15 protein-coding genes and 1 other RNA gene are annotated in these 21,061 nt (G+C 65.2%); 8 read left to right on the top strand and 8 right to left on the bottom strand.

Annotated features, from left to right (window positions below):
- Positions 1–48 precede the first annotated feature (48 nt).
- A complete protein-coding gene (locus ACCQ09_RS11005; RefSeq protein WP_228427916.1) occupies positions 49–2,856 on the bottom strand; it encodes a S8 family serine peptidase in 2,808 nt (935 codons plus the stop codon).
- Positions 2,857–4,360: 1,504 nt separating this feature from the next.
- Positions 4,361–4,957 carry a TetR/AcrR family transcriptional regulator gene (locus ACCQ09_RS11000; RefSeq protein ID WP_175611852.1) on the bottom strand — a complete coding sequence of 199 codons (597 nt, stop codon included), beginning with the start codon at positions 4,955–4,957 and terminating at the stop codon, positions 4,361–4,363.
- Here ACCQ09_RS11000 and ACCQ09_RS10995 point away from each other — a divergent pair.
- Positions 4,899–5,549: an alpha/beta fold hydrolase gene (locus tag ACCQ09_RS10995; RefSeq protein ID WP_220375507.1), complete on the top strand. Its 651-nt coding sequence runs from the start codon at positions 4,899–4,901 to the stop codon at positions 5,547–5,549. The genes ACCQ09_RS11000 and ACCQ09_RS10995 overlap by 59 nt on opposite strands.
- Before the next feature lie 208 nt (positions 5,550–5,757).
- On the opposite strand, the gene ACCQ09_RS10990 is transcribed toward ACCQ09_RS10995, so the two are convergent.
- From ACCQ09_RS10990 to ACCQ09_RS10980, 3 genes are all read right to left on the bottom strand, one after another.
- Complete coding sequence (locus ACCQ09_RS10990; protein ID WP_040941295.1) at positions 5,758–7,722, bottom strand: glycoside hydrolase family 84 protein; 1,965 nt, start codon at positions 7,720–7,722, stop codon at positions 5,758–5,760.
- A gap of 712 nt (positions 7,723–8,434) precedes the next feature.
- Positions 8,435–9,208 carry a nuclear transport factor 2 family protein gene (locus ACCQ09_RS10985; RefSeq protein ID WP_011269768.1) on the bottom strand — a complete coding sequence of 258 codons (774 nt, stop codon included), beginning with the start codon at positions 9,206–9,208 and terminating at the stop codon, positions 8,435–8,437.
- Between the two features lie 129 nt (positions 9,209–9,337).
- Positions 9,338–10,609, bottom strand: a complete 1,272-nt coding sequence (locus tag ACCQ09_RS10980; protein ID WP_228427915.1) for a GAF domain-containing sensor histidine kinase — start codon at positions 10,607–10,609, stop codon at positions 9,338–9,340.
- A gap of 662 nt (positions 10,610–11,271) precedes the next feature.
- Between ACCQ09_RS10980 and ACCQ09_RS10975 the strand changes: the two genes are divergently transcribed.
- From ACCQ09_RS10975 to ACCQ09_RS10965, 3 genes are all read left to right on the top strand, one after another.
- The gene (locus ACCQ09_RS10975; RefSeq protein WP_011037194.1) at positions 11,272–11,688 is read left to right on the top strand and encodes a DUF2231 domain-containing protein; all 417 of its coding nucleotides are present in this window, start codon (positions 11,272–11,274) and stop codon (positions 11,686–11,688) included.
- Positions 11,685–12,995 carry a PQQ-dependent sugar dehydrogenase gene (locus ACCQ09_RS10970; RefSeq protein ID WP_040941293.1) on the top strand — a complete coding sequence of 437 codons (1,311 nt, stop codon included), beginning with the start codon at positions 11,685–11,687 and terminating at the stop codon, positions 12,993–12,995. The genes ACCQ09_RS10975 and ACCQ09_RS10970 overlap by 4 nt, the downstream gene beginning before the upstream one ends.
- A gap of 215 nt (positions 12,996–13,210) precedes the next feature.
- Positions 13,211–14,248, top strand: a complete 1,038-nt coding sequence (locus tag ACCQ09_RS10965; RefSeq protein WP_011037196.1) for a Gfo/Idh/MocA family protein — start codon at positions 13,211–13,213, stop codon at positions 14,246–14,248.
- Positions 14,249–14,314: 66 nt separating this feature from the next.
- Here the strand turns inward: ACCQ09_RS10965 and ACCQ09_RS10960 are convergent.
- A non-coding RNA gene (locus tag ACCQ09_RS10960) (sX9 sRNA) lies at positions 14,315–14,389 on the bottom strand.
- Between the two features lie 237 nt (positions 14,390–14,626).
- Between ACCQ09_RS10960 and ACCQ09_RS10955 the strand changes: the two genes are divergently transcribed.
- Positions 14,627–15,322 (top strand): thermonuclease family protein, encoded by a 696-nt coding sequence (locus tag ACCQ09_RS10955; RefSeq protein WP_011037197.1) that lies wholly within the window; start codon positions 14,627–14,629, stop codon positions 15,320–15,322.
- Positions 15,323–15,429: 107 nt separating this feature from the next.
- On the opposite strand, the gene ACCQ09_RS10950 is transcribed toward ACCQ09_RS10955, so the two are convergent.
- Together ACCQ09_RS10950 and ACCQ09_RS10945 are read right to left on the bottom strand one after the other, a co-directional pair.
- Positions 15,430–17,520 carry a M13 family metallopeptidase gene (locus tag ACCQ09_RS10950; RefSeq protein ID WP_029217228.1) on the bottom strand — a complete coding sequence of 697 codons (2,091 nt, stop codon included), beginning with the start codon at positions 17,518–17,520 and terminating at the stop codon, positions 15,430–15,432.
- A gap of 202 nt (positions 17,521–17,722) precedes the next feature.
- A complete protein-coding gene (locus ACCQ09_RS10945; RefSeq protein WP_012438415.1) occupies positions 17,723–18,598 on the bottom strand; it encodes an SDR family oxidoreductase in 876 nt (291 codons plus the stop codon).
- A 310-nt stretch (positions 18,599–18,908) separates the two neighbouring features.
- Between ACCQ09_RS10945 and ACCQ09_RS10940 the strand changes: the two genes are divergently transcribed.
- The 3 genes from ACCQ09_RS10940 to ACCQ09_RS10930 all read left to right on the top strand — a co-directional run bounded on the left by ACCQ09_RS10940 (position 18,909) and on the right by ACCQ09_RS10930 (position 21,009).
- Positions 18,909–19,340, top strand: a complete 432-nt coding sequence (locus ACCQ09_RS10940; RefSeq protein WP_011037200.1) for a DUF2946 family protein — start codon at positions 18,909–18,911, stop codon at positions 19,338–19,340.
- 388 nt (positions 19,341–19,728) lie between these two features.
- A complete protein-coding gene (locus tag ACCQ09_RS10935; protein WP_228427914.1) occupies positions 19,729–20,340 on the top strand; it encodes an SCO family protein in 612 nt (203 codons plus the stop codon).
- 90 nt (positions 20,341–20,430) lie between these two features.
- Positions 20,431–21,009 (top strand): copper chaperone PCu(A)C, encoded by a 579-nt coding sequence (locus ACCQ09_RS10930; protein ID WP_012438417.1) that lies wholly within the window; start codon positions 20,431–20,433, stop codon positions 21,007–21,009.
- The last annotated feature ends 52 nt before the right edge of the window (positions 21,010–21,061 follow it).

Here is a 21,061-nt window from a genome sequence, read left to right as displayed (position 1 = left end):
CCAGGCAATGCCGGGGCCTTTTGTTTGTCACCAGTGATCCGGCGTGCCTCAGAACTGCCAGCGCAGGCCGACATTGGCGTTGACGCTGCTGGCATCGGAACTGCCACGCTCGGCACCCACATTGCCGTACAGCGAGAACGTGTCGCTGACGCTGTAGCGCACGCCGACCGACGCACGCAGCGCTTCCTTGGACAGCGGCTCACCGGCAACGGTGAACCGCGCCTCGGGCAGGCCGGTGAACCAGGCGGTGAAGTCGGCGCGGTTGTCGCCAAACAGCGAGCGATAGGCAACCAGGCCGTCGAAGCCCCACTTGCCATGCGCCAGGTGACCGCGCACGCCCACTTCGCCGTAACCGGCGCGCAGCGTGTCGCTGGCTGCGCTCAGGCCCAGGCCGGTGACCGATGCTTCGCTGAAGGCGTCCTGGGTCTGGCTGACCACACCGGCGGCCACGAACGGTGACAGCCCGGCGCGCGGCAACAAGCCCAGTTCGGTGCGCAGCGACCAGTTGGTGTCGTGGCGACGATCCTGCAGGCGCTCGCCGATGCTGCCGGCCTGCACGCTGCGTTCGGTTTCCACGCTGCCCATGCCGTATGAGCCAATCGCCGAGAGATATGCCATGCCGACCGGCTGGTACAGGTAGGCGGTCATCGCGTAGCGGTCGGCGCGCAGGCGGCTGGCCGAGGCGCTGATGGTGCCGCGGTCTTCGCCCGAGGTGAGCGCTGCACCCGCGATGGTGCCGGCGCCGCCCAGCGGCATGTCGAAGCCCACGGTGGTTGCGCGCTGGGTGTAATCGGCCGACGCGTAGCCGGCGCGGCTCAGGTCACCGTCGAGGTAGCTGCCCTGCATCCAGGTGGTCAGCGTGGTGGTGCTGGCCAGCAGCGGCAGGCGATCTGCCGCCACACGTGCATCGTTGAGCGCGGACTGGAACCCGAGCGTGCGTTCGATGCCGTGGACCTGGCCCACCAGCGTCGGCAGCGAGCTGGCGACCTGCGCATCGGTGGCCAGTAGCAGCGCGCCGGTCGCGGTGATGACGCCGCCCAGGTTTGCGGTGTCGCCGGACGCCACGCGGGTATCCAGGGCTTTGACCAGGCTGTCGGCCTGACGGGCGCCGGCCACCACCGACTGCGACGCACCGGCAGCCTGTGCGCTGGCGGCAGCGGCATTGCGGGTGAGCGTGGCGGTGACGCTGGTGGGGTCATAGGCCAGCGCGGCGGTCCAGAAGAAGTTGTTGGCGTACTGCACGCGGTCGAAGGTGCCCTGCAGGGCGCCGGCACGAACGATGCGCTCGCTGCCGGCAACCGTGTAGCCCGCCGCTTCCGGCAGCAACAACAGGTTGCCTTTCAGGCTGGCCTGGCCGGTCACGGTCAGGCCCTTGCCCAGTTCGATCGCGGTGGTGCCGGTGCTGTTGACCAGGCTGTAGTTGCCGTTGATGGTGCCGCCGCGCGATTCAAACGTGGCCGAATTGAGCACCAGCACGTCGGAGCGCACGCTGCCCGACAAGGCCAGCACGCCGTCGCTGATGCTGGTGCCGCCGGCGTAGCTGTTGTTGCCGCTCAGGGTGAGTCTGCCGGCGCCGTTCTTGGTCAGGTTGCCGCTGCCGGAGATGTCGTTGCTGAAGGTGCTGTCGTAGCCGGAGGTCACGTTTGCCGCCCAGTTGCTGGCGAACTGGCCCGGGCCCTTGATCGCCTTGGCGGCATTGACCATGCCCCAACCGTACAACGCGTCGACGCCGGGATCGCCCAGGTCGGTGGCGGTGGTCAGCAGGGTCTGCTGCAGGTTGGAAGCGCTCATCCAGGGATACACGCCGAGTACCTGCGCGGCCACGCCGCTGACAGCGGCAGTGGAGAACGAGGTGCCGGCGATCTGGCCCTGCAACTCGGTGCCGGCCAGGGCCGGGGCGGCGTACATGCCCGGTGCCACCAGGCACCACTGCGCAGCGGACCCGCAATGATTGGAATAGCTGCTCAGCCCGGCCGGGTTGCCGGCGCTGTCGATCTCCACCGCGCCCACGGCCAGCCAGTTGTTGCGCAGGCTGGCTTCCTGCACCGGCGCTGCGGCCGGGTAGGAGGCTTCAGCGGCGCCATCGTTGCCGGTGGAGGCCACGATCAAGGCATCTGCCTGCACTAGCGGGGTCAGCGCGAAGCGCCAAGCCAGTGCCGCATTGGCGCTGCTGGCCGCATCGGCGTACGAGGCGCCGATCGACAGGTTGGCGATCCGGACACCGGCCGCAGCCATGTCCACTGCGGCGCGACGCGCCTGCTGGGTGCCACAGGAATTCTCGGCGCAGATGCGGCCGTAGATCAGGTCGGCATCTGGCGCGACACCGCCAGCGAAGCCGTCCTGCGCCGAACCCAGCACCAGTGCAGACACCACGCTGCCGTGGCCCCGCAACCGATTGGACGTGGATTCCGCTGCGCCGGGGACGGCGGTGTAATCGGTAAACGCGTCGACCTTGCCAGCGACCGGCGCGTAGGTCTGCACCAGGTTGTCGTCCATCACGCCGATCTTGACGCCTTGGCCTCTGGCGCCGGCCTGCTGGGCCAGATCCGCATTGGTGGGCACCAGCAGATTGCTGGCCAGGCCCTGGTAGCGCGGGGGGGCGACCGGCACCTGTGCAGTTTTCGGCAGCGGATCGGCAGTCGGGGTGGGGGCGGGAGCGGGAGCCGGAGAAGGCGTTGGAGCAGGCGTTGGCGCAGGCGTCGGGGCCGGTGCGGGGGTCGGATCGGTGATCGGCGCCGGCACCACCGTGGTGGTCGGTGGCGGGTCGTTGCGGACATTGCCGCCACCACCGCCGCCGCCACAGGCAGTCAGGACAAGGCAGGAGGAGATCGTCGTTGCGAGGAGCGAGCGTTTCATTGGTGGTCTGATTCCTGTCATGGCGCGCCGCTTAGCCGCTTCACATCAACGTCTGGCGCAGTGGACCTGCGCCGACCCAGACCGGCGCAAGAGTTTATTCACGTGTTATTGACATTTAAGTTGCTGGCGAATCCATCCCCATGGATGTCGTCGCGAACCGCAGCCGAGAGGGCTGTTTTGTAGCGCCGCCTCAATTGCCTGATGGTTTAACGGCGATGGGTGGAACTTCTAAAACAGGATTGGACAGCCAGTATTCAGAAGAAACTCTTCAATAGGATTTATTGATTCGAGCAATAGCCGAAATGGTTTAAGGCTATTCCTTACAAGCTGTACGCTTGCGTCCGTTTATTCTTTGCGGTGAAACGGCGAGCATCCTAAATGCGATCAAAGTCGCATGGCATCAGGGAAGACGATCGTAGATGTAGGCAATTCACCTACCACGTAGCGGTAGATAACGAACTCAACCAGTAAAGACGGACACTACTGTAGTTAGCGGACTCTAGCTTGCGCACTATCCGAATCGAGTGTGGCTCTGCGCGTTCGCACATGCAGGGCTGCTCGCAGTTTATTTTCAGGAATAAACTGGCCGCACTCATGCGCATCGATCTATCGAAATTAGAGGTCGATAAGGTGCCTTGTTATATGGGTTGGTTTAAAGCATTTGGAAGACGGTTATATCGAGCTGCCCGAGGTGCGCTTGGCCGAAGACGCTGACTCACCAATTTAATCAGCGCCGTTATCCATCGCGATCTAGTGAAAATGCCTGGCGCTGACAATTCGGGAAATGTGCTCCACGCACAGGACGATCCGGTTTTTCAGCAGGATTTCTGCGGATTTCTGCGGATTTCGAGCTTGGATGCCGTACGCATGCCAACGCGCCGCAGCCTAGCAAATGAGCGTTCGAATGACGACGATTGCAGACGCCCTCGACCGTCACCATTCTCTGGCTGAGTACGCCATTTGAATAAAGCGTCCACCGACGTGTCCTTCTGCGGCACGCATCGCGCGATGTAGATGCCAGGACCCGGGCTACTTCAGTTTGGTTCCCGCGATGCATAGCGGCCTTTACTGGAGTCCGGAGCGGCGTCTGCCTGGTGGCGTCTGCGTTACGCCGAACCAGCAGCTCCATTCGCCCAGGCAGTGACGGGCAGCAGCGCCGGCAGGCCTCGGATTCCCGCTCAGCGGGGCTCTCGGCGGAGCTTCCGTCCGAACACAGGTCCGTTCAGCGCCGTTCAGCTGATTCCCGCTGCCTGAGCGGCGCGCACCACGTGCAGACGGACGCAAGCCAGCTATCCAGCCAGGTGCAAGGTCCACGCTGTCTGCATCTCAGTGCTGCGGCAGCCAAGTGGCGGGGTGACGTCGGTTCACCAAAGGCAGCGGGCGAGGGGCGCCGCTGACGCAGGCAGGCCACATGCATGGCGATCTCGGTCATCAGCACGGCCGTCGCAGCGGATCGCGGCGTCTCAGCCGGGCCCGACCGTGTCACTGTCGCTAAGCGCGCCCGTTACCTGGCTGGCTGCCCGGGCAGGGCAGCCAGGATCTTCCCGCGGCAGACCTCCAGGATCTCGTCTGCCAGTGGTGAATCGTCGGGGCAGGCGCGCGAGAGCACCACCGCGCCGATCGCGTGGGCCAACCGGTCGATGGTGTCGGCGCGCACCTGCTGCCGTTGCGCAGCGTTGCGCGCGTCATCGGCGTTGGCCAGCGTGTCCAGCAACGTGCTGATGCCGCTGGCGAATTCGGCCTTGATGGCTTCAGGTTGCCGCGCGGCGTCGCCACAGAGCGCGGCCATGGTGCAGCCGCGTGCACGGCCATCGCGATGCTTGCGCGAGACGTAATCGCTGAGGAATTCGGCCACATCCACCGCATCGGAGGCGGCAGCGGTCTTGGAAAAACCCAGTGCGGCGGTCTCGGCCATCAGGTCCGCCTTGGAGCGGAAGTGCTTGTAGAAGCCGCCATGGGTGAAGCCGGCCGCGGCCATCAGTTCGGCCACGCCCACGCCGTCGTAGCCGCGCTCGCGAAACAGCGCAGCCGCGGTCTCGACGATATGTGCCCGCGGCATCGGCGGCTCGGGCGGCACCGCGCCGCTGACGATCGCCGCCATGGCGCACGACATGATCGCGCTGATGGGCAGCCTGGGCATCGCACAAGTGGATCTGCTCGGCACCTCGTTCGGCGGTTTCGTGGCGCAGGACATCGTGCGGCAGGCGCCGCAATGCGTGCGCAAGCTCATCCTGGCCAGCAGCGGCCCGGCCGGCGGCGCGGGGATCGACAAGGTGGGCGCAATCAGCCTGCCGCAGATTCTCAAAGGTGCGTTGACGCGCCGCGACCCGAAGTACTTCCTGTTTTTCACCGCCAGCCAGCGCGGGCGGCACGCCGCAACCGCGTTCCTGGATCGCCTCGCCGAGCGCACCCAGCACCGCGACAAACCGCTCAGCCCCCGCGCGTTCTGGCGGCAACTGCAGGCGATCAAGGCATGGGCGCGGCAACCCGCGCAAGACCTCACCCGCTTCACCATGCCGGTGCTCATCACCGCCGGCGATCACGACCGCCTGGTGCCGCCCGTGCACAGCGAAGCGCTGGCCAGGCGCATTCCCCACGCGCAGCTGATCGTCTACCAGGACGCCGGCCACGGCGCGGCATTCCAGTACCACGCCGCGTTCGTCGCGAGCGTGCTGGCGTTTTTGGATCAGTGAAGGGCGCGCTGCGGTGTCTCGGCGCGGCCGCCACTGCAACCGCGCACGCGTTGATTGCGCGCCACGACAGGTAAAGCCGAACGGAAGGCCTCAGGCGTGCAGGCACCGATCAAGCAGCGCGACGGCGATCGCCCATCACGCGCAAACGCGGATGCAAGCACGACAGGCGCTGCCATCACCGCAGCGCCTGCAGCGCGCCACCGTGCGATTACTCCTGCGCAGCTGGCACGTACACCAAGCCAGGGGCGTCCTTGACGAAGCTGTCCAGCACGCCGTCTGCCACCTTTACCGGGCCGGCGAAACGGGTGGCGCCGGGGATGGACTGGATGGCGGCCGCCTGTTCGGCGAGTTGTTTGGCCGCATCGAACTGCTGGGTGGCTGCTTGCGGGTTGGCAGCGAGCGCAGCTGAGACGCCGTCGACACTGCGGCGCAATGACTGGCCCCGCAACTGCGCTGCGGTGAGCCACGGGTCGGCCTCGCGCACGAAGGCCTGAGTGGTGCTGCCGGCGCGGATCTGCGCCGGTGCGGCCGCCAATGCATCGGCAGCGTTGCCGAGTGCGTGCAGTGCCGGGGTGATGGCCGCCTGATCGCCGCTAGCCAGCGCATCACGTGCATCATCGACCAGTGCCTTGAGCCGCGGCGCCTGCGGTTGCCAGGGCAGGTGGCCAAAGGTCGGCGCGACGTGCTGGGTGTCGAAAAAGGTCAGTAGGGCTTGAGTCACCACCGGATCGTTTCCGGCCAGATCGCGCGCCGCGTAACGCCAGGTGCGTTGCGCGTCATAACCAACATCGTTCCAGGCGAAGGCGAGCAAGCCTGCTACCGCCGGCCGGCTGGCCACTTCCTGATTCATCGGGTTGGAGACGATACCGCTCAGCTCCGCCGACAGCCCTGCCTGGCGGCGGTCGTACGGGGCGAGTAGCAGACGCCCGGTGGTTTCGGCGAAATCGTTGACCGGGTAGTTGTCCCAGAGCAGCGTCTTGCGGCCGAAGGCCTTGGTCGCGTTGCGCGCGTCGGTTACCGAGATGGAGGCGGGCACCACGTCGGTGCCGGTCCATTGAATCACCACGCGCGGATCCAGCGCCTTGTGCAGCGTGGTCTTGTACGGCGACACGGTGGCGTTGAAGTATTCGGTGGGCACCATGATCAGCGAGCCGTGGCCGGCCGCGGCGATATCTGCCTGCACGGCGTTGAGCAACGTGGCTTGCGCGGTGGCCGCGGCCTGTTCGCCAGACGGGCCGAAGGCGGCTTCGTCGGCCTTGCAGTTCCATTTGGTGTATTCGATATCGTCGAAGGCGACATAGAAACTGCGCACGCCGCGCTTGCGCAATGCGCTGAACTTGCGGCGGATGGCGTCCAGCTCGGCCGGATCGCTGTAGCAGACCGACGGGCCCGGCGAGAGCGCGTAGACGAAGTTGATGTGCTCGCGATTGGCAACCTCCACCACCCTGCCCAGTGCCTTGAGCGTGGCTGCGGGGTAGGGCTCGCGCCAGCGCTCCCGGGCGAACACGTCGTCCTTGGGGCTGTAGATATAGGTGTTGGCCTTGAAGCGGGCGAGGAAGGCGAGGTGATCCTCACGCTCGGCCATGCTCCAGGGCTTGCCGTAGAAGCCTTCGATCGAGCCGCGCACCGGCATGGCCGGCGCATCGGTGATGGCCACCGACGGCATCTGCCCGGCGGTCACCAATTGCCGAAAGGTCTGCGCCGCGTGGTACAGGCCATCGCTGTCCTTGCCGGCCAGCACGATGGTGACGCCGCTGCCGCTGGCGCGGCTGCCCAGTGCATAGGCTTCGTCACGCTCGGGCAGCGCAGCGCCGGTCTGTTCCAGTGCGCTGCGCACGCTGGCGGTCTCGCTCAGGCCCAGCACCACCTGCACGATGCCTGGCGCGCTGGCGGGTGTGGTGGCGACACGGATCTTGCGCACACCGGCGGTGGTAAGCACCTTGCGTACCAAGGCTTCGGAGGCCGCGTCGGTGCCTTTGGGGCGCACCAGCACGACCGACGTGCCCAAGCTCAGCTCCGGCCCGAGCAAGCGCAGCGATGTTGGCGCCGGAAACACCGCCGGCGCAGTCGCCGGCGTGGCGGACTCGGCAGCAGCGGCGCCCGGGAGCACGGCAGCGGCCAGCGCTGCGGCGGTCAGCACGGCTTCAATACGAAACGATCGGCGGTGTCGCATCAAAGATCTCCATGCCAAATTGGTATTTGATTTATCTTGGATGGTATCTACCAATGCAGGGCAAGTCGAGGCATGGCTTTAGTGGGGCGGCAACCACGCACGACCGGCGCGCGCGACGCTGCGCAGCCCTGCCGGCGCGCCCGGCCGGCCACCGCAACGCTTGGTGCGCTGGCCGGCATTAAACGATGCAGTTGACCGAATGCGGTCCTATGCTTCGCTCCCGCCCGGCGCCGTGTGCCGGTGCAGGTCCCCATGACGGGATGGGCGCGGCACGATGCTTGCCAGGGAAGAGCCACGATGGTTCGCGTAAAACCGATGTTTGTCTTGCTGCAGGCCCTGGGGTGGGCGCTGTTCCTGGCGATCGCATATGTGGCCCGGCCCAGCGAAGACAGCGTGCCGGAGTTGCTGCAGTTGGCCGGCGTGGTCGCGATGAGCATCTGCGGGCTGCTTGGCAGCCTGGCGTTGCGCCTCAGCGGCGGGCGCGGCCTGTGCAAGGCCGATCACGGTCGCGCTCAAGGTGGTGATCAACAGTGCTACCCGAACCATCATCAGATGCCTGCTACCTCAGTAGATGAGGGGCTAGACGTGCAGGGACGGGGCTCGAAGCGATCCATGACCTGCAGTCGCCGGGGCGGCCGAATGGTCGTGGTGAGGATGAGCGGAATGGGTGGGGTTGCCACTGCGCGGGGTGGCTGCACCGCCGCGGCTAGGGCTAGGGCTCGCGCACTGCACGGTCGCTGACCTCGCCGTGCTCGTAGGCAGCCAGCGCGACGATTGCGCCGGCGGCATCGGCTTCGAAGTCAAAGCGCAGGTCGCGTTCCATCGCGAAGAAGCGGGTGGTCGATTCTGGATACAAGGTGGCGACAAAGCTGCCGGCGGTGAGCCGCAGATGGTCCCCATCGGCCACGACCACGATGCTGCCGATGCGTGCGGACCGATACTGGCCGGCGTAGCGCGCCAGCGTCGCAGCGGGGAGGGTGAGGGTGCGCGCTGGCGGCATGTACGGTGCCGGGCCATGTGCGTAGCTGAGCACGCGATGCATGCGCCATTGCCCGCCATCGGCGATCCACACGGTAGTGAAGGATGCCTGGCCATCCAGCGACTCTGGCGCGCCGGCCCGCTGCACGTAAAAGCGATGCTGGCCGGATAACAGTGCAAAGCCGCCGCTGAGCGGGTGGAACGCCAGGCTGGTGTCGATCGCTTCGCGGCGCAACCGCATGTTGGGATCGGCGCAGGGGCCTTTGCGCAACGATTCGATCAACCCGTCGCGTGTCCGGGTCAGCCCGGTTCTGTCGTGATAGAACTCCACATCTGCGCTCAACAGCTTGCCGGCGGCAGGCAGGTCGCACGCGTTATAGGCCTTCCAGAAAGCGGCATCGGCGGCGCGTACGGCCGCTTCTTCATCCTGCGTGGCGGCGGTGGCGACAGGTGCCAGGGCGACCAGCACGAAGGCCGCGAGCGTGGTCCGGACCGATCTCAGCGGCATGCGTCACTCCTGATGCGGGTGCATCGATCAGCGAGGCTAGGCCATCGCGCCTGCGCGACGCGCCGCCCGGAAGTCACCGTGCCGATCGGCGTGGGCGATGACGTTGCGCGTGTCAGTACAACGCAGGTGTTAGCCCTGCATCGCGCGCGGGCGTGCGTCGTCGCGGGCCAGCGCGTCTTCGTCGCCGGCATGCACGCTGTGCTGTGGCTGCGCCGGTGCGACCGGCATCTCGAAGGTAAAGGTGGTGCCGGCCAACAGGTCCGAGCTCACCGACAAGCGGCCCTCGTGCGCCTTGGCGATTTCCGCCGCGATATACAGCCCGAGCCCCAGACCTGGTTGCGGCGCGTCGTCGTCGTCGCGCGAGAACGGGCTGAACAACTTGGCGCGCTTTTCCGGCGCAATCACGCCGCCGTTGTGCACGCTCAGGTGCAGTATGCCGGCAGCCTGCCAGGCGCGCAGGGTGACCGGAATGCTGGGCGTGCCGTGCACGGCCGCATTGCTGAGCAGGTTGGCGAACAGCTGTGACAACCGCGGCGCGTCGCAGACGATCTCGCCGCCAATGTGGATGTCGGCATGCAGGTCGGTGCGGCCGGTGGCGGAGCAGACTTCCTGCACCACCTCCAGCAGTCGACGCTCCAGCGCATCTTCCACCCGCAAGGTGACCGGAATGCCGCCACCCAGGCGGCCGCGCGCGAAGTCGAGCACGTCATCCACCAGCCCGCCGATGCGGGTGAGGCTGGTGCGGATATGCCCAAGCAGCGACGCACCACGTGGCGATTGCGGCTCCAGCTGCAGCATTTCGGTGGCCATGCTGATCGACTGCAGCGGGCTGCGCAGATCGTGGCCCAGCACGGCGATGAACTGGTCGCGTAGCTCGCCTGCATCGTTGGCCGCAGACAGCGCCGTTGCCGCCTGCTGCAGCTTTTCTTCGGTTTCCAGCGAGTTGCCGATGAGCAGGGCGAACAACTCCAGCGACTTCAGGATATGTGCTTCGTCGAAGTTGGCCGGTGCGGAATCGATCGCGCACAGCGTGCCGAAAAAGCCGCCATCGCGCCGGAAGATCGGCACCGACACATAGCTCTCCAGCCCGTACAACTTGGGCGTGTGGTGGTGCGCGTAGACAGGATGCTGGCTGGCATGGCTGAAGATGACCGGCTTGGGCGACAGCCGGATCTCGTGGCAGATGGTCGATTCCACTTCCAGCTGGCCGCCGGGCTTCAGGCCAAACCCCAGCGTGTCGTAGGTGGCGCAGGCCACCCAGCTGGTGTCAGTGACGCGGGCCACGGCGGTGAACCGCGAGCCGGTGATGTGGGCAACGGTTTCCAGGATCTGCGGCACGGCGGAGATTCTTTCGATCTCGGCGATGGCATTCAGCGCGGATGGAGCGGAGGAAGGGCGCATGGTGCGTCTCGCGGGCCGGAAGGGCGCAGAAGCGGGCTGATCAGTCCGCGCGGCGCAAAGTGGCGCCAGTCTAGTGCCAATTGCCTGCAAGCTGAGCAGTGGCAGGCAAACGAACAGAGCTGCCAGATGGACGGAGCAGGCGGTGGGGCCTGCGGCCGGGGCGTTGTGATGGCCTGGACTGCATTGCTTGCATCAAGAGGACAGAGCGATCCAGACAGTGGGTGCTGGATCACGATGCCCGGCATCGGCGGACCGCATTCGTCGCTGAGATGGGGAATCGGGAATCGAGAGTGGGGAATGGGTAGGGGCAGGAGCACAGCAGGCGACTTCGATCAGCAAGTCGGTTCGGCAGCCCAGTCTGTTCAACAACGCATGGTGGTTGCGTGCGCTTGGTGCTTTCAGATGATGCCGATGCCGATGACGAACATGTCGAGCGCCGTCTTGTGCATCGGTGGCGTCGTTGTTCCTGTGGGCATGCACCAAGGACTATTGCCTGGCGCGTCGCGTGCGCGCACCGGCAACGCGCGTACACACATGACCAACCGCCTGACGCGTGCGATCACGCGACGACGCGCGCCGCTGCATCCGCAAACATCACAAGCCTTAGCACACCGCAGTGGCAGCATCGGCGCATTCCAAACACCGTTATAGAGGAGCCCGCCATGCAGTCGATTGCTGTCCCGCCACGAACATGGGCCATCCACCCGTTTCATGCAGCCGTGCTGGGGGGCGTGTTGCCGCTGTTCCTGGGCGCGTTGCTGAGCGACTACGCGTACTGGAGCAGCTACCAGATTCAGTGGAGCAACTTCGCCTCCTGGCTGCTGGTCGGCGCGATGGTATTCACCAGCATCGCCTTGCTCTGCGGCATCGTCGGGCTCGTGCGCGGTAGCCGGCATGTGCTGTATGTCGTTGCGTTGGTGGCCACCTGGGTGATCGGTTTCTGGAACGCGTTGCATCATGCGCGCGACGCCTGGGCGATCATGCCGATGGCACTGGTGTTGTCGGTCATCGTCACGCTGTTGGCGCTGCTGGCCACCTGGGCGGGCTTCGCCAGTCTGCGCACCGGAGGTGCACGATGAGCCGCCGTCCATTCGCTGTGTTGGCGGTGTCCGCATTGGCCACTGCACTGGCCGCCTGCGGCCAGGCACCGGATGCCAAGCAGCACGGCGCTGCGCCGGAGTTGCCGTCACCGTACCGTGGCTTGATGCCCGACATGTTGATTGCCAAACCCGCCGCATGGAACGACCGCCGTCCCACCGTGCCGGCTGGCTACAGCGTGTCTGCAATTGCGACCGGCCTGGGCATTCCGCGCCAGACCCTGGTGCTGCCCAATGGCGACATCCTGGTGGCCGAAGGACGCGGCGGCGGTGCGCCCAATCTCAAGCCCAAGGACGTGATCGCCGGCAAGATCAAGGCCAAAGGCACCAGTTCGGTAAAGAGCGGCAACCGGCTGACGTTGTTGCGCGACGCCGACGGCGACGGCACCTACGAACTCAAGACCGTGTTTGCCGACAAGCTCAATGCGCCCTACGGGTTGGCGCTGATCGGCAACGCCTTGTACGTAGCCAACCAGGACGCGCTGGTGCGCTTCGATTACAGCGAAGGCCAGACCAAGGCCAGCGGCGCGCCAACGGTGGTGACCGAGCTGCCGTCTGCCATCAACCATCACTGGACCAAGGCGCTCACCGCCAGCGCCGACGGGCGCTATCTGTATGTCGCCATCGGCTCCAACAGCAACATCACCGAACGCGGCATGCCCGCCGAAGTCGATCGCGCACGCATCTGGCGGGTGGATGCCGCCACCGGCGCACATAAGGCCTATGCCACCGGCCTGCGCAACCCCACCGCGCTGGCGATCCAGCCGGGGAGCGGCGCGCTGTGGGCCGTGGTCAACGAGCGCGACGAGATCGGTCCGAATCTGGTGCCCGATTATCTGACCTCCGTGCGCGAAGGTGGCTTCTATGGCTGGCCTTACAGCTATTGGGGCAAGAATGTGGATACGCGCGTGATGCCGCAGGATCCGCAAAAAGTGGCCTCCGCCATTGCACCGGATTACGCATTGGGCTCGCATGTGGCTGCACTCGGCGTTGCGTTCTCGTCGGCGGCCATGGGCGAAAAATTCGCAGACGGTGTCTTCGTTGGCGAGCACGGCAGCTGGAACCGCGATCCGCCGGCGGGCTACAAGGTGGTGTTCGTGCCGTTCCGCGACGGCCGCCCGGCAGGCGACCCGATCGACTTCCTCTCCGGTTTCTACGGCGACGACGGGCTGACCCGTGGCCGCCCGGTCGGCGTCACCGTGGATCCGCGTGGCGCGCTGATCGTGGCCGACGATCTGGCCAACACCATCTGGCGTGTGACTCCGGCTGCGAAGCCGGCCGCTCCCTGATCGGCATTCAACGGCGTTGAATCGGTGTGCCCGCTTCGAAGGAGGCGGGCACACGGCCGATGCGCGTTGGCATGGTCGGTGTGTGGAGTAGGCGTGCTGTTCGAAAAACGCGCTGGCATGGCATGAGGTGTCGTGGCCAACGTTCGAACGAGGCACACGCACGATGATGGAACGGCGCTTTGTTACCATCGCGCCAGTCATAGAAAGGGCCATGCATGCCATCGCTGACATTTCCCGAACCCGCGCTATTTGTTGCCAACCAGGGCGAGCCATCGCTGCGCTGGGGCATTCTGGGCCCCGGCGTCATCGCCACAGCTTTCGTCAAGGCCATGCGCGGCCATACCCGGCAACAGCCGTTCGCGGTGGCCTCGCGCTCGCGGGCACGTGCGGAGGCGTTTGCACAGGCATGGTCCATCCCGCGAGCGTACGACAGTTACCAGGCACTGGTGGACGCCCCCCAGGTCGACATCGTCTACATCGCCACGCCGCACAGCGAACATCTGGCGCAGGGCTTGCTCGCATTGCGCGCTGGCAAGCATGTGCTGATCGAAAAACCCATCACCACCTGCGCGGCGGACGCACGTGTGCTGGTGCAGGAAGCCCGCGCACGTGGGTTGTTTCTGATGGAGGCGATGTGGAGCCGTTACCTGCCGCATGCGCTGGTGCTCAGGGCCCTGTCCGAGAGCGGCGCGCTTGGCAGCGTGCGCCACGTCTTTGCGGACCTGAGTCAGTTGGGGCCCAGCGATCCTGCGCATCGGCAGCGCAATCCGGCGCTGGGTGGCGGCGCCTTGCTCGACCTGGGTGTGTACACCGTGCAGCTGTCGTCGATGCTGCTCGGCACACCGACGGCCATCACCGCAACCGGCGCACTCACTGACACCGGCGTGGATGCATTTTCCACATTGGTGCTCTCGCACCGCCAACACGCGCAGTCCACCTTGATCAGCTCGATCGTTGGCCGCAGTACGTCCACGGCTTACGTGAGCGGCACCGAGGCGCGCGTCGACCTGGGCGCCTCGTTCCACAATCCCACCACGCTGCAGCTGGCAGGCAACAGCGATGCCACTGCCGCAGCGCTGTGGCAGGACCCGACCGGCATCCGCGGCTATGACGGGCTCTGCTGGCAAGCGACCGCTGCCGCGCGTTTCATCGGCGAAGGTCGCACCGAATCGCCGCTGCATCCACTCGACGAAGTGGTGCAGATCATGACCACACTGGACACCGCACGCGCGCAGCTGGGCATGCGCAGTTAGGGGCGCAGCAGCGACGTGCGTGCACAGTGCCCATATCGCCGCCGGGTTGGGCGCACCATTTAGAGCGGCTAACAAAACGTAGCGAGCAGTCGTCAGGTGGGTGCGGATGGCGCGGAGGAACCGGAATGTACGTGGGTACATGCCGATTCCGAGCACCGGCCGCGCCCGCCTGGCGGCTGCGCAGTCGTTTTGATAGCTGCTCTTAACACCGCACTGCCAATCCCTGCCGGTAACCGCTAAAGTGCCTGCCCCAAGGCAGGGCAGACGGTGGTGTCTGCCCTGGTGTCGAGCCCGATGGATTGCTCGACGTCACACGCAACCGCAACGTTGCACCAAGGCCAGCGCGCACGGATGTCCTGCGCTGCCTGATGTAGAAGGATGTTGTTGTTGATGTGGTTCAGAGCTTGGTTGTGCGTTATTGGTGTGCTCACCGTTTCACCCGCCTTGGCGGCAGACCTGATCGGTCGCGCCACCGTCACCGATGGCGATACCCTCACCGTGGCGCAGCAGCGCATTCGTCTGTGGGGGATCGACGCGCCGGAGAGCGCGCAGCAATGCACCGCCCGCAATGGCCAGGCATGGCCGTGCGGCCGGCGCGCCGCGGCTGCACTGGACGCATACGTGCAGGACAAGACGGTGCGCTGCCAGCCCAAGGATACAGATCGCTACGGGCGCATCGTGGCCGAGTGCTTCGTGCAAGGCCAGTCGATCAACGCGTGGATGGTGCGTTCGGGCTGGGCCGTGGCGTATCGGCAATATGCCACGGCATTTGTCGCTGACGAAGCCATTGCCCGCCAGCAGGCGAGCCAGCTGTGGAGCGGCAGCTTCCAGACCCCATCGGAGTACCGGCGCGCCAAACGCAGTGCGTCTGCCAAGCCTGCGGCAGGCACGTCCGCACCGAGCAATGCCCGCTGCACCATCAAGGGCAATGTCTCGGCGAAGGGCGCCAAGATCTTCCATTTGCCCGGACAGCGCGACTACGCAAAGACACGCATCGCCCCGGCCCATGGCGAGCGGATGTTCTGCAGCGTCAGGGAAGCACTGGATGCGGGCTGGCGCCCGGCGCAGCGTTGATCTGCAGCGCATTCGCCGATCAAAACCCGTAGGCGCGTATAGCGCTGCACGGGCCCGCCAATGCAGCGAACCCGTGTCTGCGTCCTCCCGCAGGCGCAGGTATGGTCTTACCAGATCACGACGCGGTCCTGTTCCGATCGGACCATCGCGTCGCCCGGCTTGCATCCAAACGCGGTGGCGAACTGCGGCATATTCGACGGCGATGCATTCGTGCGGACCGCGTAGGGCGCATGACCATCCGAGCTGAGCAAGCTGAGCTGCTTCTCCTCGCGCATGGTGCCGCGCCACAGTCTTGCCCAGCCGAGGAAGAACCGCTGTTGCGGCGTAAATCCATCGATATCCGCACCACGCTTTGGATGCCGCTGTAGATTGGCCTGCAACGCATCGAACGCAATATTGATGCCACCGAGGTCGGCAATGTTCTCTCCCAGCGTCAGTTCGCCGTTGACGTGCACGTCCGGCTTGTTCGGCAGCGGGGTGTAGGCGTTGAACTGGGTGACCAGCTTGCTGGCGCGCGCAGTGAAGGCGGCCCGATCGGCCGGTGCCCACCAGTTGACGTTGGTGCCAACCGCATTGAACTTGCTGCCTTGATCGTCGAAGCCGTGGGTCGCCTCGTGTCCCATCACGGCACCAATGGCGCCGTAATTCAGCGCGTCGTCCGCGGTCACATCAAAGAAGGGAGGACGCAAGACCGCCGCCGGGAAATTGATGCTGTTGTCCAGCGAAAAATAGAACGCGTTGACGGTTTGCGGCGTGGTGAACCACGCGGTCCGGTCCGCTGGCTTGCCGACCTTGGCAAGCTCATAGCGATAGTTGAACGCCGCGGCTGTTTCCACATTGCGTAAATAGGCGTCGCGCTCGAAGTGCAGGCCCGACCAGCTGCGCCAGTGATCCGGGTAGCCAACCTTGACGACGAATCCTGCCCATTTTTTCAATGCAGCGGACTTGGTCTCCGCTGTCATCCAGTCTGCCTGCTGGATCCGCAGCTTGAGTGCCTGGCGGATGTTTTCGATCAGCTCTGTTGCGCGCTGCTTGGCTTCGGGGGTGAACATCTTTGCCACATACAGCTGGCCAAGACCCTCGCCGATGGCTTCATTGGTCGCAAACAGCACGCGCTTCCAGCGCGGCCGCTGCGCCTGCTGCCCGTCCATGGTCTTGTAGCGGAACGCGAAGCGGTTATCGACAAACGGCTTGCTCAGGGCGAACGCCGCATCGTCAATCGCACGAAAGCGTAAATAGGCCTGCCATTGCGAGACGGGCAAGGTCTTCAACAAGTGATCGAAGCCTGCAAAGAAGCGCGGCTGCGAGAGCGAGAAACGCTGATCCGTGCTCAACCCCTGCGCGGCCAGATACGCCTTCCACGAGAAATGCGGCGTCACTGCGTCGGCCTGTGCAACGCTGACCAGATGGTATTGGGTCTTTGGGTCGCGCGCTTCGACCGGACTCAGCGATGCCGCTGCGAGCGCCGTTTCAACCTGCAAGACCTGCTTGGCCTGCACTGTTGCAGCCTCGGGCGTCGCGCCGGCCAGGACGAAGGACTGGGTGATGTAATCCAGATACGCTTTGCGAATGTCGGCATAGCGCGAGTCGGTGTAATACGCCTTCGATGGCAGCGTCATGCCGTTCTCTTCGGCATAAGCGATCACCTTCGACGCATCCTGGAAATCCGGGTAGGCGCCGAACTTGAAGACCAGCCCGGCACCTTGGGTATTGCGTGCAGCAATGAAATTGGCAACGTCCTGCGGCGTTTTCAGCGCTTCAATCTGCGCGAGCCGCGGGCGAATGGGTGCATCGCCCAGGCGCTGGATCGTGGCTTCGTCCATACCGGACGCGTAGAACGTGCCCACCAGTTGCTCAACGGAACCCTCCACAGGTTTCGATCGGCCCAGCGCCTCCACGATCTCGCGCTGGGCAGCATCGCTTTCGTCCTGCAGCGTTGGGTAGCTGCCGACTTCCGTTTCGTCGGGAGGAATGGTTGTCTTGGCAAGCCACTTGGAATTGACGAAGCCGTTGAGGTCCTGGCAGGCGCTGATGGTGGGCTGCAGTTCCTGCGGGTCAAACGCTGCGCGCTGTGGAGCGTGTTGCGGTGCGGCTGCCGGTGTTGCGGTTGGGCCTGGCGCTGTGGCCGGATCGCGCTTGCAGGCGCTCAGCGCCATCACGGTGGCAACGGCGAGCAATGTGTTCCTGGAAAGAGTCATGGCGCCATCGCAGGGGAGGAGGGAGCCGCAACGTACACGCTTGCCTTGCACCCCGGGGGCTTGAGTGAAGAATGTTGAGCATTGCGTACGTTTTGGATTCACATCCGCTGGGTCACTACGAGCCCGTGATGGGCTACGCGGCATGCTGCCAACTGCGGTAACGCAGCCACGTACGGGCGCTGCGTCCGCATGCAGGCCGTTGTCAGCTGGGTGTTGCAGCCGATGCCGAAACGTCACGCAACCACTGCGCCACCGAGCGCGGGCTCAGCCCAAGCAAGTGCTGGGCACTGCTGGCCGGATCGATGGTGTTTGCCGAAGCCTGCCAGAGCGCCTGATAGAAACCGGCGATCCCCGCGGCAGCCGGCCCCAGCATCGGCTCGAGAAGTTTGCCGAAGTCAGCCGGTAATACAGCGCGGAAAGCCACGCTGCGCTGCAGCTGCTTCGCCATGCCGGCCGCGAGATCGCTCCCGAGCAGGCCGGGGAGGTGACCCACGCCAACCACACCGCGTAAATCCGGCATCTCGAACAACCGCACAACTACCTCGGCAACATCCAGATGCGAACTCCAGGAGACCGCGAAATCCTCACGAATCGGGTAGCCGAGAACGCCCTCGGCACGCGCGCCGCCAATCACCATGGGCAGCAGCAGGTTCTCCAGGAACAGCCGCGGCGCCACTATCGCGGTGGAGACGCCAGTGGCCTGCACACCTTCGATCAGCACGGTGATTGCCGCACTTGCCGGCGCCTGCAGCGCGTTGCCGGGGGCATCAACGATGCTGCCGCTGGTGGAGATCACCACCCGTGCCGGCCTGGCCGCAGCGACCGCTGCGACGATGGCATTCGCCTGTGCAAGGCGCGCCTCTTCCGGGGCGACCGGCAAATGGATAAATACACCCGCAGCACCGCGATACGCCTCGGTGAGCGACTTCACGGAGGTGTTGTCGACCCGGATGGCGGCCGTGCCTGCATGCGCATCGGGGTCGCGCACTGCTGCAACGGCATGCTTTCCGGCAGCCAGCAGCTGTGTGAGGACCGGGGCGCCCTGAGCGCCGGTGGCACCGTGGATGATGTAGGTCATTGCATGCTCCTGTGTGAGCGGTTGGAGGGATGGCGCCGGAGCATGGGAGGCGTCCATCGGTTACTTCAACTGCACTAATGGAAACTGGCTGAATGCTTCGCGCATCGTGCAGAGGCGCTGCATGTCGAAGCGATGCAGGCGGCTGTGCTGCCATCTGTCAACGCAGCACTGGTCCACGACGCCCCCTCATTACCCTGCAACGCGCCGACACTGAGCTGGGCTGGCGCTGCGACAATGCGTCGCAGCCCGGCCGCTGTTTTTTCATTACACTTCGCCGGTGTCCACGCCACTTCCCCCTTTGCGCCGATTGATGCAGCACCTGGCCTGCCTGGCCGTGGTGTTGTTGGTGTGCGCGCCGTTGGTGAGCCGAACACTCAATGGCGCACAGCGTTTTCTGGATGCGCCGCTGTGCCAGAGCCAACCCGATCAGGCTGGCAATGCCACGCGCTCGGTGCTGTTGCTTGCCAAGATCGCTGGCGGTGAAAGTCCGGCGAGCATCAACAGTGCAGCACCGGATGCCTGGCCGGGCAGCATGCACCACGAAGATCATGGAGCAGCGCATGGAGCATTGGCCTGCGACTACTGCGTGCTCTCGGCAAGGCTATTGCCGTGGTTGTTGGTCGTCTTGCTGGTGTTCCCGTTACTGCGCGCGGCCGTTCCCGGCGAAGGAACCGTAGCGCCTGGGTCCTTGAAGGCGCGATGGCGCGCGCATACGCCACGTGGGCCACCGCTGCAGGCCTGAATACGCTGAGTGAGTGTGTCAGCGCTGGGCGTTGCCCACGGCTGGCTGCGTTTTACGTACTTTGGAGCGTTTCGTATGTCGTATTTTTCTCTGCCGCCACCTGCGGCGGCAACGCCCTGCGTTGTCTTGGTGACCTTGCTCCCAACCTTGGCGCTGGTCACCGAGGCAGATATCAGGCGTGTGTCCCAGCGCAGCGTCAACCCGCGCCAATCTCCGAGCGCGCGCGCCAACCAACCGCGGTGCCCAGGCCAAGCGTGCGAATCCGACAACGCGATCGAACCGGATGCCGCCTAGGGCGTCGCATTCGGCAACCTATCCACGCGCTCACCCTCAGGGTCAGCGTACGCAGGGCGGCGATGCCGTCTGCAGACAACGAAAGGAGTTACACATGCGGGGTGTTGTAAGCCAGCTGAAACGGCTGGGAATACGGGGCATCGTGCTGGGCATGGCGTGTGCCATCGCTGGGTGCGGACAATGGGCGAGCTCGTTCTCACCCACCGGCACGGACCTCAGCAGCATGGGGCGGGGCGTGGACTTCTATCTGAAAGATACCGAAGGCACTCCACGGCCATTGCGCAGCTTTCGCGGCAAGGCGTTGGTGCTGTTCTTCGGCTTCACTAATTGCCCGGATGTCTGCCCGACTACCCTGGCGCGTGCCGCGCAAGTGAAACGCGCGTTGGGCGCAGATGCGGCGCAGGTGCAATTCGCCTTCGCCACGCTGGATCCGCAACGCGATGTTCCCAACGTGCTGCGCACCTACGTCAAAGCCTTCGATCCTGACTTCATCGGCCTCACCGGCAGCGAAGGGGAGATTCGGGTGGCGGCAGATAATCTGAAAGTGGTGTATGCCAAGGTGCCGATGGGCAAGACCTATACCATCGACCATTCCACCCGCAGTTTTGTGTTCGATCGCGAAGGCAAATTACGCGTTGGCCTCACCCATGAGCAGACGGTTGAAACCGTTGCTGCCGATATTCGCCAGGTGCTGGCACTGCAGTAAGTGGCGCCATCGTGCGACACCGCTCCATCCCATCCCGTGCCGGCACACACGCCGCCACGCATCGCCACACGACGTAGACGGAGAACACCGATGAGCACACGTTTATTACTGCTGGTTGCGATCAGTGCATTGACGCTGGCCGCCTGCAAGGGCACGCAAGCACCGGATGCTGCACAGTCGCCGGCAACCCCAGCTGCCACCGCCGATGCGCCGGCACCTGCGTCAGCCCCGGCAACGGCCCCCACCTCCGCCGCTGCATCGGTGGTGGCAGAAAACGCCTGGTCGCGCGCAACGCCGCCTGGCGCGCCGGTGGCTGGCGGCTACGTCACCTTGCGCAATCAATCCAGCACGCCGGACCGGCTGGTCGCGGTGGAGTCGCCGGCCAGCGCGCAAGTGGAGTTGCATGACATGCGCATGGACGGTGGCGTCATGAAGATGCGGCGCCTCGATGACGGGCTGGCGCTGCCACCGGGCGAAACGGTCGTGCTCGGGCCAGGTGGCACCCACCTGATGTTCATCGGGCCGCATGCGCCGTTCGAAGTCGGCAAGCCGGTCATGGCGACCCTCGTCTTTGAACATGCGCCACGGGTGGAACTGCAGTTCGATGTGCGTGCAATGGGCGCTGCGGCGCCGGACGACGATCACCACCATGCCGGACACATGCAGTGATGCCGGGCTGCTGCGTGTGCCGCGGCGCGATCGGCAGCACCGGCCGGCAGTG

This window comes from Xanthomonas sp. NCPPB 2586 (assembly GCF_041475775.2).
In the GTDB taxonomy this organism is placed as follows: Bacteria; Pseudomonadota; Gammaproteobacteria; order Xanthomonadales; family Xanthomonadaceae; genus Xanthomonas; species Xanthomonas campestris.
This window is presented reverse-complemented; position numbering and strand designations above follow the sequence as displayed.